18 protein-coding genes are annotated in these 15,333 nt (G+C 56.6%); 11 read left to right on the top strand and 7 right to left on the bottom strand.

Translation table 11 applies throughout. From position 1 onward, the window contains the following. Nucleotides 1–107: 107 nt before the first annotated feature. Both SP68_RS20220 and SP68_RS20215 read left to right on the top strand, forming a co-directional pair. On the top strand, nucleotides 108–653 hold the full coding sequence (locus SP68_RS20220; RefSeq protein WP_008805362.1) for an antibiotic biosynthesis monooxygenase: 546 nt from the start codon (nucleotides 108–110) through the stop codon (nucleotides 651–653). 24 nt (nucleotides 654–677) lie between these two features. Next, complete coding sequence (locus SP68_RS20215; protein ID WP_040973214.1) at nucleotides 678–2,546, top strand: amidohydrolase; 1,869 nt, start codon at nucleotides 678–680, stop codon at nucleotides 2,544–2,546. 59 nt (nucleotides 2,547–2,605) lie between these two features. Here the strand turns inward: SP68_RS20215 and fba are convergent, their stop codons facing one another. The 5 genes from fba to SP68_RS20190 form a co-directional block, all read right to left on the bottom strand. Further along, the gene (fba, locus tag SP68_RS20210) at nucleotides 2,606–3,460 is read right to left on the bottom strand and encodes a class II fructose-1,6-bisphosphate aldolase (protein WP_162500005.1); all 855 of its coding nucleotides are present in this window, start codon (nucleotides 3,458–3,460) and stop codon (nucleotides 2,606–2,608) included. Between the two features lie 35 nt (nucleotides 3,461–3,495). Continuing rightward, nucleotides 3,496–4,458: a carbohydrate kinase family protein gene (locus SP68_RS20205; protein WP_040973216.1), complete on the bottom strand. Its 963-nt coding sequence runs from the start codon at nucleotides 4,456–4,458 to the stop codon at nucleotides 3,496–3,498. Between the two features lie 65 nt (nucleotides 4,459–4,523). Continuing rightward, entirely contained in the window at nucleotides 4,524–5,915 is a 1,392-nt protein-coding gene (locus SP68_RS20200; RefSeq protein ID WP_012968840.1) for a PTS ascorbate transporter subunit IIC, read from the bottom strand. A gap of 20 nt (nucleotides 5,916–5,935) precedes the next feature. Continuing rightward, nucleotides 5,936–6,223, bottom strand: coding sequence for a PTS sugar transporter subunit IIB (locus tag SP68_RS20195; RefSeq protein WP_012542704.1), 288 nt, complete (start codon nucleotides 6,221–6,223; stop codon nucleotides 5,936–5,938). 5 nt (nucleotides 6,224–6,228) lie between these two features. Then, entirely contained in the window at nucleotides 6,229–6,672 is a 444-nt protein-coding gene (locus tag SP68_RS20190; protein ID WP_008805368.1) for a PTS sugar transporter subunit IIA, read from the bottom strand. A gap of 55 nt (nucleotides 6,673–6,727) precedes the next feature. Between SP68_RS20190 and SP68_RS28575 the strand changes: the two genes are divergently transcribed. Beyond that, nucleotides 6,728–6,874, top strand: coding sequence for a hypothetical protein (locus tag SP68_RS28575; protein ID WP_012542702.1), 147 nt, complete (start codon nucleotides 6,728–6,730; stop codon nucleotides 6,872–6,874). A gap of 144 nt (nucleotides 6,875–7,018) precedes the next feature. On the opposite strand, the gene SP68_RS20185 is transcribed toward SP68_RS28575, so the two are convergent. Beyond that, the gene (locus tag SP68_RS20185; protein ID WP_004178733.1) at nucleotides 7,019–7,621 is read right to left on the bottom strand and encodes a peroxiredoxin; all 603 of its coding nucleotides are present in this window, start codon (nucleotides 7,619–7,621) and stop codon (nucleotides 7,019–7,021) included. A gap of 127 nt (nucleotides 7,622–7,748) precedes the next feature. Further along, entirely contained in the window at nucleotides 7,749–8,330 is a 582-nt protein-coding gene (gene acpH, locus SP68_RS20180; RefSeq protein WP_008805369.1) for an ACP phosphodiesterase, read from the bottom strand. A gap of 74 nt (nucleotides 8,331–8,404) precedes the next feature. Between acpH and SP68_RS28570 the strand changes: the two genes are divergently transcribed. The 8 genes from SP68_RS28570 (at nucleotide 8,405) to SP68_RS20145 (ending at nucleotide 15,321) form a co-directional block, all read left to right on the top strand. Continuing rightward, the gene (locus tag SP68_RS28570) at nucleotides 8,405–8,521 is read left to right on the top strand and encodes a hypothetical protein (protein ID WP_004218831.1); all 117 of its coding nucleotides are present in this window, start codon (nucleotides 8,405–8,407) and stop codon (nucleotides 8,519–8,521) included. 64 nt (nucleotides 8,522–8,585) lie between these two features. Beyond that, nucleotides 8,586–9,650 (top strand): tRNA preQ1(34) S-adenosylmethionine ribosyltransferase-isomerase QueA, encoded by a 1,065-nt coding sequence (queA, locus tag SP68_RS20175; protein WP_002890390.1) that lies wholly within the window; start codon nucleotides 8,586–8,588, stop codon nucleotides 9,648–9,650. A gap of 109 nt (nucleotides 9,651–9,759) precedes the next feature. Continuing rightward, nucleotides 9,760–10,887 (top strand): tRNA guanosine(34) transglycosylase Tgt, encoded by a 1,128-nt coding sequence (gene tgt, locus SP68_RS20170; RefSeq protein ID WP_002890395.1) that lies wholly within the window; start codon nucleotides 9,760–9,762, stop codon nucleotides 10,885–10,887. Nucleotides 10,888–10,909: 22 nt separating this feature from the next. Beyond that, the gene (gene yajC / locus SP68_RS20165; protein WP_002890398.1) at nucleotides 10,910–11,242 is read left to right on the top strand and encodes a preprotein translocase subunit YajC; all 333 of its coding nucleotides are present in this window, start codon (nucleotides 10,910–10,912) and stop codon (nucleotides 11,240–11,242) included. Nucleotides 11,243–11,268: 26 nt separating this feature from the next. Further along, nucleotides 11,269–13,116, top strand: coding sequence for a protein translocase subunit SecD (secD, locus tag SP68_RS20160; RefSeq protein ID WP_008805370.1), 1,848 nt, complete (start codon nucleotides 11,269–11,271; stop codon nucleotides 13,114–13,116). Between the two features lie 10 nt (nucleotides 13,117–13,126). Beyond that, nucleotides 13,127–14,098 (top strand): protein translocase subunit SecF, encoded by a 972-nt coding sequence (secF, locus tag SP68_RS20155; protein ID WP_008805371.1) that lies wholly within the window; start codon nucleotides 13,127–13,129, stop codon nucleotides 14,096–14,098. Nucleotides 14,099–14,235: 137 nt separating this feature from the next. Then, nucleotides 14,236–14,601 (top strand): VOC family protein, encoded by a 366-nt coding sequence (locus tag SP68_RS20150; protein ID WP_012968837.1) that lies wholly within the window; start codon nucleotides 14,236–14,238, stop codon nucleotides 14,599–14,601. A gap of 24 nt (nucleotides 14,602–14,625) precedes the next feature. Then, entirely contained in the window at nucleotides 14,626–15,321 is a 696-nt protein-coding gene (locus SP68_RS20145) for a helix-turn-helix transcriptional regulator (RefSeq protein ID WP_008805373.1), read from the top strand. Nucleotides 15,322–15,333 lie beyond the last annotated feature (12 nt).

Below are 15,333 nucleotides of genomic sequence, written 5' to 3'. Positions count from 1 at the left end.
GACGTGCCGGCTTGCCGCCTCGACGTAGCATGAATGATGTTGTGTATGGTCATCTGTGGCTAATGGCGGGAACAATCCCGCCATTCCCCTGAAGCAAGGAACTCTCTATGGCGCAGCAAAAATCGGTGACCCTAGTCATCAGCCATCTGCTCGATCCGCAACACGGCCAGCGCTACGAGGAGTGGCTCGGTAAAATTATGCCCATTGCGGCCGAGTTTCCCGGCCATCTCGGCGCGAATGTGATCCGGCCCGCCGCAGGGCAGAATCTGTGGAGCGTCATAATCCGCTTCGATACCCTGGAGCACCTCTACGCCTGGACGCAGTCGGAAACCCGTCGGCAGCTGGTGGCAGAGATTGCACCGCTGCTGACGGAAGGCGATCGGACGGAGGTGCGGACCGAGCCGGCCTTCTGGTTTACCCCGCCGACGGCGAACGTGCGCCAGCCGCGGCGCTGGAAACAGTTTCTGATCACCCTGCTGGTGATTTTTCCCAGCACCAACCTGGTGCCTGCGGTCACCGGTATGCTGTTGCCGTCGCTCAAAGGGAGCCTGCTGCTGCACCTGATCAATGATGCCTGCGTGGTTGCGCTGGTGGTCTGGTTCTGGATGCCCATCGTGACCCGCCTGTTTGCTGGCTGGTTAAAGAAAAACTGAGTCAGCCTCCTCAAGGAGTGCGTTATGTCGCAAACTGCCACACTGATTCTGACCCACGGTCAGATTCATACCCTCGATCGCGCGAATCCCCTGGCGGAAGCCGTGGCCATCGCCGACGGAAAAATTGTTGCTACCGGAAGCCACGATCGGATCATGAGCTTTGCCGCCGAGGGGACGCAAATCGTCGATCTCAAAGGGCATACGGTGATCCCGGGCCTCAACGATTCTCACCTGCACCTGATCCGCGGCGGGTTGAACTACAACCTTGAGCTCCGCTGGGAGGGCGTTCCCTCGCTGGCCGATGCCCTGCGAATGCTTAAGGATCAGGCGGATCGCACACCGTCTCCGCAGTGGGTGCGGGTGGTCGGCGGCTGGAGCGAATTTCAGTTCGCTGAGCGGCGGATGCCGACCCTGGAAGAGCTGAACGACGCGGCGCCCGATACGCCGGTGTTTGTGCTGCATCTCTACGATCGCGCGCTGCTGAACCGCGCGGCGCTGAAAGCCGTGGGGTATACCAAAGAGACGCCGGATCCGGTGGGCGGAGAGATCGTCCGCGATAGCCGCGGCAACCCGACCGGGATGCTGATCGCCAAACCGAACGCCATGATCCTTTACGCTACGCTGGCCAAAGGGCCGAAGCTGCCGCTGGATCTGCAGGTGAACTCTACCCGTCAGTTTATGCGCGAGCTGAACCGACTGGGGCTGACCAGCGCCATCGACGCCGGGGGCGGCTTCCAGAACTATCCGGAAGATTACGAAATTATCGAACAGCTGCACGCGAAAGATCAGATGACCGTGCGCATCGCCTACAACCTGTTTACCCAGCGGCCGAAGCAGGAGCTGGAGGATTTCGAACGCTGGACCGATATGCTGAAGCCGGGGCAGGGGACCGACTTCTATCGCGCCAACGGCGCCGGCGAGATGCTGGTGTTCTCGGCGGCGGATTTTGAAGATTTCCTGCAGCCGCGGCCGGATCTGCCGCAAGGCATGGAGGATGAGCTGGAGCGGGTGGTGCGCCATCTGGTGGAGCATCGCTGGCCGTTCCGCCTGCATGCCACCTACGACGAGTCCATCAGCCGGATGCTGGACGTGTTTGAGAAGGTGAACCGCGATATCCCGTTTAATGGTCTGCACTGGTTCTTCGATCATGCCGAGACCATTACCGAGCGTAACATTGAGCGGGTGAAGGCGCTGGGGGGCGGTATTGCGGTGCAGCACCGGATGGCCTTCCAGGGCGAATATTTTGTCGATCGCTACGGTAAAGAGGCGGTGAAACATACCCCGCCGGTAGCGAAAATGCTGGAACTGGACGTGCCGGTGGGGCTGGGCACCGATGCCACCCGCGTCGCCAGCTATAACCCGTGGACTGCGCTGTACTGGCTGGTCTCCGGGCGCACCGTTGGCGGGATGGCGATGTATGACGACGACAACCGCCTGCCGCGCGATGTCGCGCTGGAGCTGTGGACGGCGGGCAGCGCCTGGTTCTCCAGCGAGCAGGGCAAGAAAGGCCGTCTGGCCGCCGGTCAGCTTGCCGATCTGGTGGTGCTGTCGAAAGACTACTTCGGCGTCGCGGAGGAGGAGATCAAAGGCATTGAGTCCGTGCTAACGGTGGTTGATGGCAAAGTGGTGTACGCTGCCGGTCACTTTTCGCCGCTGGCGCCGCCGCCCATTCCGGTGCTACCGGAGTGGTCACCGGTGGTGAAGGTCCCGGGCCATTACCGTTCCGCTCCGTCGGCGGCGGCTAAAATCGGCGCCATGGTGCAGATGCACCAGTGCTGTGGCAGCTGCGGCGTTCACGGCCACCAACATGATATTGCGCGCAGGTCGTCGATTCCGGTCTCCGATGAGCAAGCTTTCTGGGGCGTGCTGGGCTGCTCCTGCTTTGCCTTCTGATACCTTGACGCCTCCGCCCCGGCAGCTTCGGGGCGGAGGTTTCAGCCGCAGGCCCGGCGTCAATAGCGCTGCTGTGAGCCAAAAAGCGCCATGCGGCGGGCAATCATCTCACGTACCGGCTGCAGTCCCTGGGTGATGACTTTCCGCGGATCGTTCACATCGTGCCCGGTATCGGCGGCAAAGATCGCTTTCACCTGCTGGCACCAGGCGTACATGTTTTCGGTATTGACGTTAATCTTGGCGGTGCCGCAGGCAATCGCCCGGCGCATATCCTCATCGGCAATACCGGTGCCGCCATGCAGCACCAGCGGGACCTTCACGCGCTCGGCAATGGCTTCCATCTCAGTAAATCCCAGCCGGGCTTTACCTTTATACAGACCATGGGTGGAACCCAGCGCGGCGGCGAGGCAATCCACATGCGTTTCTGTCACCAGGGTGTAGCACTCTTCAGGATCGGCGTAAATGACCTCGGAGTTAACGATACCATCTTCACTGCCGGCGATGGTCCCCAGTTCGGCTTCCACGGAGATGCCCTTGCTGTGCGCCAGCGCCACCAGGTGGCGGGTGATGGTCAGGTTTTCCCTGAACGGCAGATGTGAACCATCAAACATAATGGAACTGAAGCCGGCAGCGATCGCGGCTTCGCAGGCCTCCTGGGTAGTGCCGTGATCCAGATGCAGAGCCACCGGAATATCAATATGTAAATAATCTATGGCATTAACCACAATATCATGAATACATTTTAGCCCGAGCATATGCTTAACCGTGCCGCCGGACACGCCCAGAATAACCGGTGAGCGGCACTGCTGGGCGGTGCTTAATACGGCGCCGACCCATTCCAGATTATTAATGTTGAACTGACCGACGGCGTAACCGTTCTTTAGGGCATGCTGAAGCATGTCCTTCATCGACACTAACATATTCACCTCTTGATATTTATTAAACGCAGTTATTCTTCAAAATATTGCTTTAAATTTCTCTCGTAGCTATTTAGCGAGTGGTGGACGAGCGCCAGATCCGGCATCGATTCCCGTACCCCTTTTTTCTCAATAGAAATAGCGGCGGTCAGGCTGGCAAATAAAATAATATTATCTATATGCCACGAATAATGAACGCCATAGGTAAAGGCACCGTGAAAAACATCCCCGGCGCCGGTGGTATCAACGGCATTGCACAGCCAGGACGGGACGATCTGCAGCATACCGCTCTTTAAGAAGGCGCAGCCTTTTTCGCCAAGGGTGATAAACGCCTCGCCGCGGCAAATTTTATTCAGTTCAATCAGGGCCGCTTTAATGTCTGCTTCGGTGCTCAGTGAACGATAGCTCATATAATCGCGGGCAAAATGTTCGCTTACGACAAAATAGTCAGTCCAGGCCGCCAGTTTAATATTGCTGGCACGCAGTGAACCCCCGTCCATCACGACTTTGGCGTGGGGCAGTTTCTTGATTAAATATTCACTGATTTCTGCCTCATGGCCGTCAATTAAAATGGTGACCGGCTCCTCGCTGGCAATCAGCCGCTCGGCGAGGTCGTCCAGTTTGAGCTTTTGATCGTAGGTCAGGGAAGGTGGCGTTTGCATCTTGCGGGTAATAATCGTCCGCGAACCCGTTAAGCGATTGACCAGCACCGAGGCCAGCGGAGTGATCATGTCATCGGAAAAAACCACCTGGCTGGTATCCACGCCCGCTTCGGCAAACTCATCGATAATGCGCTGACCGTAAAGGTCCTGATGCAGATGACCAATGTAATAGACTTCCTCACCCCATAATCCCAGCAGCCATGCCGCATTGGCCGCTGGGCCGCCGCCGCTTTCTATAAAATCATGACAAAAGTTTTTGGTATTCTCCTGAGGCCATTCATTGAGAAAGAAAAACTGATCGAAACAAGCAAATCCAATGGACAAAATAGCCATAACCACTCCTGATTATTGGTCAGCGGCGGGAAGCCTGACCTCCCCGCCGGGAAAAATGACGTCGCTTATTCATTTTTCTGCTTCGCCGTGAGCTCCTCATAGCTGAGCGTATCGCCAACCACCCGTACGTGACGGAAACAGAAAGGCGCCAGCAGCGCGACGAGCAGCACCAGACAAATCAGGTAGATAGTGACCTGGCCAAACTGGGTGAAGGCGTTACCGATAATGATGCCCCATACCGCGAAGTCGAAATCGGCGAAGGTGCTGTTTTCAAACCCGAGGTTGCCGAGCGCCGGCAGCAGCATCGCCGGCAGGAAGGCGAGGAAGATCCCCCCGATAAAGGAGGCGATGATACATCCGCGCTTGCCGCCCAGCTTGTCGGCGAAGACGCCGGACGTGCCGCCGCAGAAGAAGTGCGGCACCATGCCGGGAATAATCAGCGCCATGCCCAGCCCGCCGAGCAAGAGCATCCCGACCAGCCCGCCCACGAAGGAACTGATGAATCCCACCACCACGGCGGTGGGGCTAAAGGTGAAGAATACCGCGCAGTCAACGGCCGGGATGGAGTCCGGGATCAGCTTCTGGCTGATGCCCTGGAATGCCGGCACCAGATCGCCGAGGATCAGCCGCACACCGTTGTACACAATGGCCACGCCAACGGCGAACTGCAGGCCGGTCAGCACCGAGAAGATCAGCATGTTTTGGTCGGTGATGGTGCTCAGGTATGCCGACCCGGCGACAGCGCTGCAGATAAAGTAGATAACAAACATCACGATACCGGTGGTGACGGTGGTATCGCGCAGAAAGCCCCACTTTTCTGAAATTTCGGTATCCGCGAAGGAATTTGCCGGATTGCCGGTCCGGCTGGCGATCCATGCCGAGAGGTAGTAGCCGAGGGAGCCGAAATGACCCATGGCGATCCCACCGTCTTCCGTGACCTGCTTGGTGTAACGCTGACCAATCGCGGGGGAGATGGCCGACCATGACCCCAGCAGGAATCCGCCGATCAGGATCAACATCCAGCCATGGAACTCCGCCGCCTGCAGGACAGCGGAAAACAGGCAGGCGAGGAAGAACGAGTGATGGCCGGTCAGAAAGATATATTTATACTTGGTACAGCGGGCGATAATCAGGTTGAAAATAAAGCCTAACAGCAAAATACTCATGGTTTCCACGCCCAGCATCTTCTGGGCGACGGAGACAATGGCTTCATTGTTTGGAATAACGCCGCGGATATTAAACCCGGCCTCGATAATACCGCCCAGCGGGTTGAGATTGGCAACGATAACGCCTGCGCCAGCGCTCAACATTAAATAGCCTAGAATCGGTTTTAATGTGCCGGTAAGGAGTTTGTTACCGGGGGAGCGCAGCGCCACTAAACCGACAAAAGCAATCAGCCCCATTAAAAAAGCAGGTTGACTGAATATTTCCGCTAAGAAACTAAGAATAGCCTGCATGGTCGTTCCCTCTATGTTAATTAAGAGTGATTCGCCGCAATTTTGGTCAGCGCGTCGGTAATATCCTCGGCGATTTTCGCTTTATGGACGTAGCTGCGAATGATGGCGACATGACAGTGGGTTGGAAATTGATTTGCCAGTTCTTTGATCGTGATGTAAAGATCGGCTTTTTCGCCGACGGCGTTAGCAAAATCGACCGAGGCGACGTCCGCTTTGATACCTAATTCTTCACAGATCTTTTTGACATTATTCGCAGCCATCAATGAACTGCCAATACCGTTACCACAAACCGTTCTGATAACTAACATAATGACTACTCCATTTGTTTTTGGATGAAATGTAAGACTGAATTCACGTCATTTTCCTGCTGAAGGAAGGTCACAATATCTGACTCGATCAGCGAGGCTATCAGTTGGATCATTTTGATATGACTGTCAGCGTCCGCGCCGGCGATAGCGATGATCACGGTAACCGGATCGAACTCATCGTGGCCGAAGGAGATTGGGGTGGCGGTGGTGACAAGCGAAAATCCGGTCTGCAATGCCCCTTTTTCCGGCCGGGCGTGCGGCATGGCAATCCCGTCGTCTATGACGATAGCGGCGCCGAAATCTTCATATACCGTCAGCATCTCGTTGACATATTCGGCGCTGCAAATCTGACGCCTGGCGAGTAATAAACCCGCCAGTTCGATGGCCTCTTCCGCACGGGAAATATTCTGCTTAAGGGCGATTAACGACGGGTCAAAAATAATTTCCATCCTCAGCTCCTGAACGTATTCCTGTTCCTGAGTAAAATCATGACTAAATACATTGATGAAAATGATGGATGAGATCACATCCGGGGTTTTAAATATTGATGGGGATCACATCGACGGCAAAGTACCGGCAGAAAACGATATAAATAATTTATGTATTTTTCAGTGGGTTATGAAGGCTTTGTATTTTGATGCTGAAATTTGACAGAGAAAAAGTGAGAGGTAGGGCGAATTTTTTTGGCAGAAGTGTATCTCTGGTCACAAATATCGGCGGGTCATTTTCTTAAATTTTGACACCGCTAACAAAAAAGGCCCGCCTGAGCGAGCCTTTTATTAAAACGCCTGCCGATTACAGGCTGGAGACGTTTTCGGTCAGGTATTTTGCTACGCCTTCCGGAGAAGCAGCCATACCTTCTTTTCCTTTTTCCCACTGCGCCGGGCAGACTTCGCCGTGCTCTTCGTGGAACTGCAGCGCGTCAACCATACGCAGCATTTCGTCGATGTTACGGCCCAGCGGCAGGTCGTTAACCACCTGGTGGCGTACCACGCCGTTAGCGTCGATCAGGAAAGAGCCGCGCAGCGCTACGCCTTCGTCCGGATGCTCGATACCGTAAGCTTTCTGGATTTCACGTTTGATGTCAGCAACCATCGCGTATTTAACCGGGCCTATACCGCCCTGGTCTACCGGGGTGTTACGCCATGCGTTGTGAACGAACTCGGAGTCGAAGGAAACGCCAACCACTTCCACGCCGCGTTTCTGGAATTCTTCGTAACGTTTGTCGAACGCGATCAGCTCAGACGGGCACACGAAGGTGAAGTCCATCGGCCAGAAGAACAGAACGGTAGGTTTACCGTTGGTGTGCTGTTTGAAATTGAATTTCTCAACGATCTCACCATTACCCAGCACAGCGGCTGCAGTAAAATCCGGCGCTTGACGAGTGACCAGAACCATTTGATTCTCCTGTAATTACTAAGGTTATTTGGAACGCAACGCGGGCAAGTATAGAGCCTGGCCGCTAATAACACAAAGAGGCGCTGACAATCGTTCAGCCAGCTTTTACCTATCAATCACGTGGCTATTACAGCTGTTTGTTTTCTGCCAGGCGCATCATTTGCGGATAAAAGCGCCAGAACTGCCCCTCCAGCTGGTCGTAGTGGGTATCCAGATCCTGCCAGGAATCGCGTAGGGCGTCGAGACGCGGACGGCGGCTGGCCATGCCGTTAAGCACGCGCTGAATAAAATCCATCTCCTGATAGCGCTCCAGCCAGCGCTCCGACCACAGGTACTGATTCAGATTGACGAAGCGTGGCGGCGAGTCAGGCAGGATGGGGACGATCTGCTGCTCGGCGTAGCGCACGAACTCGTCCAGCGGCAGGTCAGGGGAGAGCTGCGCCCAGTGCTGCGACAGGAAATGATCCCACATGACATCGAGGGTGATGGGGGCGACGCGACGGGTTTGCGGGCGAAACCACTCCCGCGCCTCTTTGACTTCCGCCAGGTTGTCAGTCATCACGTCAATCCGGCGATGCATATAGATGCCGTCGATGATCTCCGCCGGATAGTCGCCCTGCGGGTTGCCGCGCACAAAATCGGCCATCAGGTTGCCGGGCAGCGAACTGTCGGCGAGATGGGCGAGGTGCAGGTGGGCGAGAAAATTCATAAAACGACATCCTTTAAATACGAGCGGGCAGGTGGAATCACCGATGTTGCGCTGAACGGCGCCTCGGTGTCCGCATGGCATGCTGCCTGGCTGCGCGCGGCACCTTTGCCACCGGTAAGGCATTCGGTTGCCGCATGGCGGCATTCGGAATGATTTGGAATATAGATTATGTCATTCATCCGGAGGGGTAAAGGTTGCAGGCGGAACGCCCCGGCACTAGACTACCCGCCTCTTTATTCAGTCTGAGTTACCGTCATGCGCGTTACCGATTTTGCTTTTGAACTACCCGAATCTCTGATCGCCCACTATCCGATGCCTGAGCGCAGCAGCTGCCGCCTGCTCTCCCTGGACGGGCCGACGGGCGCGCTGACGCATGGCACCTTCACCGACATCCTCGATAAGCTCAATCCCGGCGATCTGCTGGTGTTTAACAACACCCGGGTGATCCCGGCGCGTCTGTTCGGCCGTAAGGCCAGCGGCGGCAAGATTGAAGTGCTGGTGGAGCGGATGCTGGATGATAAGCGCATCCTGGCCCATATTCGCGCCTCAAAAGCGCCGAAGCCGGGCGCCGAGCTGCTGCTGGGCGATGATGAGAGCATTAAGGCCACGATGCTGGCGCGTCATGGCGCGCTGTTTGAAGTGGAATTTAACGACGAGCGTCCGGTGCTGGAGATCCTCAACGGGATCGGCCATATGCCGCTGCCGCCCTACATTGACCGCCCGGACGAAGACGCTGATCGCGAACTCTATCAAACCGTCTACGGCACCAGGCCGGGCGCGGTAGCCGCCCCGACCGCCGGTCTGCACTTCGACGAACCGCTGCTGGACAAACTGCGCGCTAAAGGCGTTGAGATGGCGTTTGTCACCCTGCACGTGGGGGCGGGGACTTTCCAGCCGGTGCGCGTCGACAGCATTGAAGAGCACACCATGCACTCTGAATATGCGGAAGTGCCACAGGAGGTGGTCGATGCGGTGCTGGCGGCGAAAGCGCGCGGCAACCGCGTGATTGCGGTAGGCACCACCTCGGTACGCTCGCTGGAGAGCGCGGCGCAGGCGGCGAAAGACGCCCTGATCGCGCCGTTCTTCGACGATACGCAGATTTTCATCTACCCGGGTTATCAGTACCAGGTGATCGATGCGCTGGTAACCAACTTCCATCTCCCTGAATCCACACTGATTATGCTGGTGTCGGCGTTTGCGGGTTATCAGCACACCATGAACGCCTATAAGGTGGCGGTGGAGCAGAAATATCGCTTTTTTAGCTACGGGGATGCGATGTTTATCACGTACAATCCGCAGGCTATTTCTGAGCGTCCCTGACAAGGCCGGCCCGCCGGCGTTTTGGACGCCATGACGCATTTTTTAGCCACGGAATCATTCCGTGGCGAGTATGAAAACGTCGGACTGTTTTTCTGACGCAGGAGCAAGCATGAAATTTGAACTGGATACCACCGACGGTCGCGCCCGCCGCGGTCGCCTGGTGTTTGAGCGCGGCGTGGTGGAAACACCGGCCTTTATGCCCGTTGGCACCTACGGCACCGTCAAAGGGATGACGCCGGAAGAAGTGGAAGCCACCGGCGCGCAGATTATTCTCGGCAACACCTTCCACCTGTGGCTGCGCCCGGGTCAGGAGATCATGAAGCTGCATGGCGATCTGCACGATTTTATGCAGTGGAAAGGACCGATCCTTACCGACTCCGGCGGCTTCCAGGTGTTCAGCCTTGGCGATATCCGTAAGATCACCGAGCAGGGCGTCCATTTCCGCAACCCGATCAACGGCGATCCTATTTTCCTCGATCCGGAAAAATCGATGGAGATTCAATACGATCTCGGTTCCGACATCGTGATGATCTTCGACGAATGTACGCCGTACCCGGCAGACTGGGATTACGCCAAGCGCTCGATGGAAATGTCTCTGCGCTGGGCCAAGCGCAGCCGTGACCGTTTCGATAGCCTTGGCAATAAAAATGCGCTGTTCGGCATCATTCAGGGCAGCGTTTACGAAGATTTACGTGATATCTCGGTGAAAGGTCTGGTAGAGATTGGCTTTGATGGCTACGCTGTCGGCGGTTTGGCGGTCGGTGAGCCGAAGGAAGACATGCACCGTATTCTGGAGCACGTCTGCCCGCAGATCCCGGCCGATAAACCACGATACCTGATGGGCGTCGGGAAGCCGGAAGATCTGGTGGAAGGGGTACGTCGCGGTATCGATATGTTCGACTGCGTCATGCCGACGCGCAACGCGCGTAACGGCCACCTGTTCGTCACCGACGGCGTGGTGAAAATCCGCAACGCGAAGCACAAAAGCGATACCGCACCGCTGGACGCCGAGTGTGATTGCTATACATGTCGCAATTATTCACGCGCTTACTTGCATCACCTCGACCGTTGCAACGAAATATTGGGCGCGCGTCTCAATACCATTCATAACCTGCGCTACTATCAGCGTTTAATGGCTGGTTTACGCAAGGCTATCGAAGAGGGTAAATTAGAGAGCTTCGTGACCGATTTTTACCAACGTCAGGGGCGCACCGTGCCTCCTTTGAACGTTGATTAATTTTAATAATGAGGGAATTTCAATGAGCTTTTTTATTTCTGATGCGGTAGCGGCAACGGGTGCACCGGCGCAGGGCAGCCCGATGTCTCTGATTCTGATGCTGGTGGTGTTCGGTCTGATTTTTTACTTCATGATCCTGCGTCCACAGCAGAAGCGCACCAAGGAACACAAGAACCTGATGAACTCCATCGCCAAAGGTGATGAAGTGCTGACCAACGGCGGTCTGGTCGGTCGCGTGACCAAAGTAGCGGAAACTGGCTACATTGCTATCGCGCTGAACGATACCACTGAAGTGGTTATCAAACGTGACTTCGTTGCTGCCGTTCTGCCGAAAGGCACCATGAAGGCGCTGTAATCTAACTTTTCCCAAAGGGAACTGCCGTGTTAAACCGTTATCCTTTGTGGAAGTACGTCATGCTGGTCGTCGTCATTGTCGTCGGCCTGATCTATGCGCTTCCCAACCTGTATGGTGAGGATCCGGCTGTTCAAATCACTGGCGCGCGCGGCGTCGCCGCCAGTGAGCAAACGCTGATCCAGGTCCAGAAAACTTTACAAGAAGAAAAAATAACCGCGAAGTCTGTGGCACTGGAAGAGGGCGCTATTCTTGCGCGCTTCGACACCACTGATACCCAGCTGCGTGCGCGTGAAGCGCTGCTTACCGTGCTGGGTGACAAATACGTCGTGGCGCTAAACCTTGCTCCGGCAACCCCACGCTGGCTGGCGGCACTCTATGCCGAGCCAATGAAGCTGGGTCTTGATCTGCGCGGCGGCGTGCACTTCCTGATGGAAGTCGACATGGACACCGCGTTAGGCAAACTGCAGGAACAGAACATCGACAGCCTGCGCAGCGAACTGCGTGACAAAGGCATTCCTTACGCGACCGTGCGCAAGGAAGACAACTATGGTCTGAGCATCGTCTTCCGCGACAGCGCGGCGCGCGACCAGGCTATCTCTTATCTCAGCCCTCGCCATCGCGATCTGGTGATTTCCTCTCAGGGTGACAACAGCCTGAAAGCGGTGATGACCGATGAGCGTCTGAAAGAAGCCCGTGAGTACGCGGTTCAGCAGAACATTAACATTCTGCGTAACCGTGTGAACCAGCTGGGCGTCGCCGAACCGCTGGTTCAGCGTCAGGGTGCTGACCGCATCGTGGTTGAGCTGCCGGGTATCCAGGATACCGCGCGGGCGAAAGAGATCCTTGGCGCAACCGCGACCCTCGAGTTCCGTCTGGTCAATACCAACGTGGACCAGTCCGCCGCTGCCTCTGGCCGCGTGCCGGGCGACTCGGAAGTGAAAGAGACGCGTGAAGGCCAGCCGGTGGTGCTGTACAAGCGAGTGATCCTGACCGGTGACCATATCACCGACTCGACCTCCAGCATGGATGAGTACAACCAGCCGCAGGTCAACATCTCGCTGGACAGCGCGGGCGGTAATATCATGTCTAACTTCACCAAGGACAATATCGGTAAGCCGATGGCGACCCTGTTCGTGGAGTATAAAGACAGCGGTAAGAAAGACGCTAACGGTCGCGCTATCCTGGCGAAAGAGGAAGAGGTGATTAACATCGCCAACATCCAGTCGCGTCTGGGTAACAGCTTCCGTATCACCGGTATCAGCAACCCGAACGAAGCACGCCAGCTGTCGCTGCTGCTGCGTGCCGGTGCGCTGATTGCCCCGATTCAGATCGTCGAAGAGCGGACTATCGGCCCAACCCTTGGTATGCAGAACATCAAGCAGGGTCTGGAAGCCTGTCTGGCCGGCCTGGTGGTCTCTATCCTGTTCATGATCCTCTTCTATAAGAAGTTCGGTCTGATTGCGACCTCGGCGCTGATTGCCAACCTGGTGCTGATTGTCGGCATTATGTCCCTGATCCCGGGGGCGACGCTGACCATGCCGGGCATCGCGGGTATCGTGTTAACCCTTGCGGTGGCGGTCGATGCTAACGTTCTGATCAACGAGCGTATCAAAGAAGAGCTGAGCAACGGGCGTACCGTTCAGCAGGCGATTGACGAAGGTTATCGCGGCGCGTTCAGCTCGATCTTCGACGCCAACGTGACGACGCTTATCAAAGTGATCATCCTGTACGCGGTCGGTACCGGTGCCATTAAAGGGTTTGCGATTACCACCGGTATCGGTATCGCGACCTCAATGTTTACCGCTATCGTCGGCACCCGTGCCATCGTGAACCTGCTGTACGGCGGCAAGCGCGTTAAAAAGCTGTCTATCTGAGGAGTGCGTTGTGGCACAGGAATATACTGTTGAACAATTGAACCACGGCCGTAAAGTCTGGGACTTTATGCGCTGGGACTACTGGGCCTTCGGCATTTCAGGTTTTCTGCTGATTGTGTCGATCGCCATCATCGGCGTCCGCGGCTTTAACTGGGGGCTCGATTTCACCGGCGGTACGGTGATCGAGATTACCCTTGAGAAGCCGGTCGATCTGGACCAGATGCGCGACTCCCTGCAGAAAGCGGGCTTTGAAGAGCCGCAGGTGCAGAACTTTGGCAGCAGCCGCGACATCATGGTACGTATGCCGCCGGTGCATGACGCCAACGTCAGCCAGGAACTGGGCAGCAAGGTCGTGACGGTGATTAACGAATCGACCAGCCAGAATGCGGCGGTGAAGCGAATTGAGTTTGTCGGCCCGAGCGTCGGCGCGGACCTCGCGCAAACTGGCGCCCTGGCGCTGATTGCCGCGCTGGTCTGTATCCTGATCTACGTCGGCTTCCGCTTCGAATGGCGTCTGGCTGCCGGGGTGGTTATCGCCCTGGCGCACGATGTGGTGATCACCATGGGCGTACTGTCGCTGTTCCATATCGAGATCGACCTGACCATTGTGGCCTCGTTGATGTCGGTTATCGGCTACTCGCTGAACGACAGTATTGTGGTATCGGACCGTATCCGTGAAAACTTCCGTAAGATCCGCCGCGGTACGCCGTACGAGATCTTCAACGTGTCGTTGACCCAGACGCTGCACCGTACCTTGATCACCTCCGGGACCACCCTGATGGTGATCCTGATGCTGTTCCTGTTCGGCGGCCCGATTCTGGAAGGCTTCTCGCTGACCATGCTGATCGGTGTCTCCATCGGTACGGCTTCCTCTATCTACGTCGCCTCTGCGCTGGCGTTGAAACTGGGTATGAAGCGCGAGCATCTGCTGCAGCAGAAGGTCGAAAAAGAAGGGGCGGACCAGCCGTCTATTCTGCCGTAATCCGGTTCAGTTGAGATAAAGCCATCCCGGCCCAGGCGGCCGGGATTTTTTTTGTCCGCGATAAAACCTGCTGACAGTATGCTGTCAGGAGCCCTCCCATACACTCCTTCTGAACTCACTAACGAGCAGGAGGAAGTATGAATAACGTGATTAACTGGTTTGAAATTCCGGTCGCCGATATGGATCGCGCCGTCGCGTTTTATGAGCCGGTGATGCAGGTGACGCTGCGTCGCGAAACCATGGACTGCGCCGAGCTGGCGGTGTTCCCGCATCAGGATCCGGCCCCTGGCGGCGCGTTGGCCAAATTTGAGGGTATCGCCCCTTCAGCGCAGGGCGCTATTATTTACCTGCATACAGACCATCTTGCCGCCACCCTGGACCGCATTGCCTCGGCGGGTGGGGCGTGTGTTTTCGGGCCGCTGACGCTGCCGAATGATATTGGCACCATCGCGCTGTTTACTGACAGCGAGGGCAACCGCGTCGGCCTGCACCAGCCGGCTTAACCTAAACGTTTTGTGAAGTGAGACATGACCCGACGCGCCGACCGTTTATTTCAGATTGTGCAGATCCTGCGCGGCAGGCGGCTCACTACCGCCGCGCTGCTGGCGGAGCGGTTGGGCGTGTCGGAGCGCACCGTGTATCGCGATATTCGCGATCTCTCCCTCTCCGGCGTGCCGGTGGAGGGCGAGGCGGGGAGTGGTTATCGCCTGCTGGCGGGCTACGATCTGCCGCCGCTGATGCTGACCACCAAAGAATCCGAAGCGCTGATCGCCGCGATTCGGTTGCTGAAAACCTGGGGCGGTGAGGCGCTGTCGCAATCGCTGGAATCCGCCCAGGAGAAGATGCTGGCGATCCTGCCGGAGGCGCGCCGGCGCCAGGCGGAGCAGACCCGCCTGTTTGCCCCCGATCTCGGTGCCCATCGTTATGCCAAAACCTATTTTGACGTCATTCATCAGGCGGTCTCCGGCCAGCAGGTGCTGCAGTTGCGCTATCAGGATGAGTCTGGCCGGGTAACCGAGCGCGACGTGCTGCCGCTGGGGCTGTTTTTCTGGGGGGAGCGCTGGCTGCTGGTGGCCTGGTGCGAGCTGCGTAATGATTATCGTAACTTTCGCCTCGACCGTTGTCTGGCGGTCAGGGCGACCGAGCGTCGATTCAGCGAGTGTGCCGATCGCTCGTTAAGCGATTTTCTGCGCAAAGTGCGGTGCGACGTGTGGGAGAAATAAAAACGCCCGGCT

The organism is Klebsiella variicola (genome assembly GCF_000828055.2).
Classification (GTDB): domain Bacteria; phylum Pseudomonadota; class Gammaproteobacteria; order Enterobacterales; family Enterobacteriaceae; genus Klebsiella; species Klebsiella variicola.
This window is presented reverse-complemented; position numbering and strand designations above follow the sequence as displayed.

Coding starts and splice junctions, on each gene's coding strand:
- SP68_RS20220 (WP_008805362.1), top strand. CDS start 108: ATGGCGCAGCAAAAATCGGTGACCCTAGTCATCAGCCATCTGCTCGAT.
- SP68_RS20215 (WP_040973214.1), top strand. CDS start 678: ATGTCGCAAACTGCCACACTGATTCTGACCCACGGTCAGATTCATACC.
- SP68_RS20205 (WP_040973216.1), bottom strand. CDS start 4,458: ATGGCTATTTTGTCCATTGGATTTGCTTGTTTCGATCAGTTTTTCTTT.
- SP68_RS20200 (WP_012968840.1), bottom strand. CDS start 5,915: ATGCAGGCTATTCTTAGTTTCTTAGCGGAAATATTCAGTCAACCTGCT.
- SP68_RS20195 (WP_012542704.1), bottom strand. CDS start 6,223: ATGTTAGTTATCAGAACGGTTTGTGGTAACGGTATTGGCAGTTCATTG.
- SP68_RS20190 (WP_008805368.1), bottom strand. CDS start 6,672: ATGGAAATTATTTTTGACCCGTCGTTAATCGCCCTTAAGCAGAATATT.
- SP68_RS28575 (WP_012542702.1), top strand. CDS start 6,728: ATGAAAATGATGGATGAGATCACATCCGGGGTTTTAAATATTGATGGG.
- SP68_RS20185 (WP_004178733.1), bottom strand. CDS start 7,621: ATGGTTCTGGTCACTCGTCAAGCGCCGGATTTTACTGCAGCCGCTGTG.
- acpH (WP_008805369.1), bottom strand. CDS start 8,330: ATGAATTTTCTCGCCCACCTGCACCTCGCCCATCTCGCCGACAGTTCG.
- SP68_RS28570 (WP_004218831.1), top strand. CDS start 8,405: ATGGCATGCTGCCTGGCTGCGCGCGGCACCTTTGCCACCGGTAAGGCA.
- queA (WP_002890390.1), top strand. CDS start 8,586: ATGCGCGTTACCGATTTTGCTTTTGAACTACCCGAATCTCTGATCGCC.
- tgt (WP_002890395.1), top strand. CDS start 9,760: ATGAAATTTGAACTGGATACCACCGACGGTCGCGCCCGCCGCGGTCGC.
- yajC (WP_002890398.1), top strand. CDS start 10,910: ATGAGCTTTTTTATTTCTGATGCGGTAGCGGCAACGGGTGCACCGGCG.
- SP68_RS20150 (WP_012968837.1), top strand. CDS start 14,236: ATGAATAACGTGATTAACTGGTTTGAAATTCCGGTCGCCGATATGGAT.
- SP68_RS20145 (WP_008805373.1), top strand. CDS start 14,626: ATGACCCGACGCGCCGACCGTTTATTTCAGATTGTGCAGATCCTGCGC.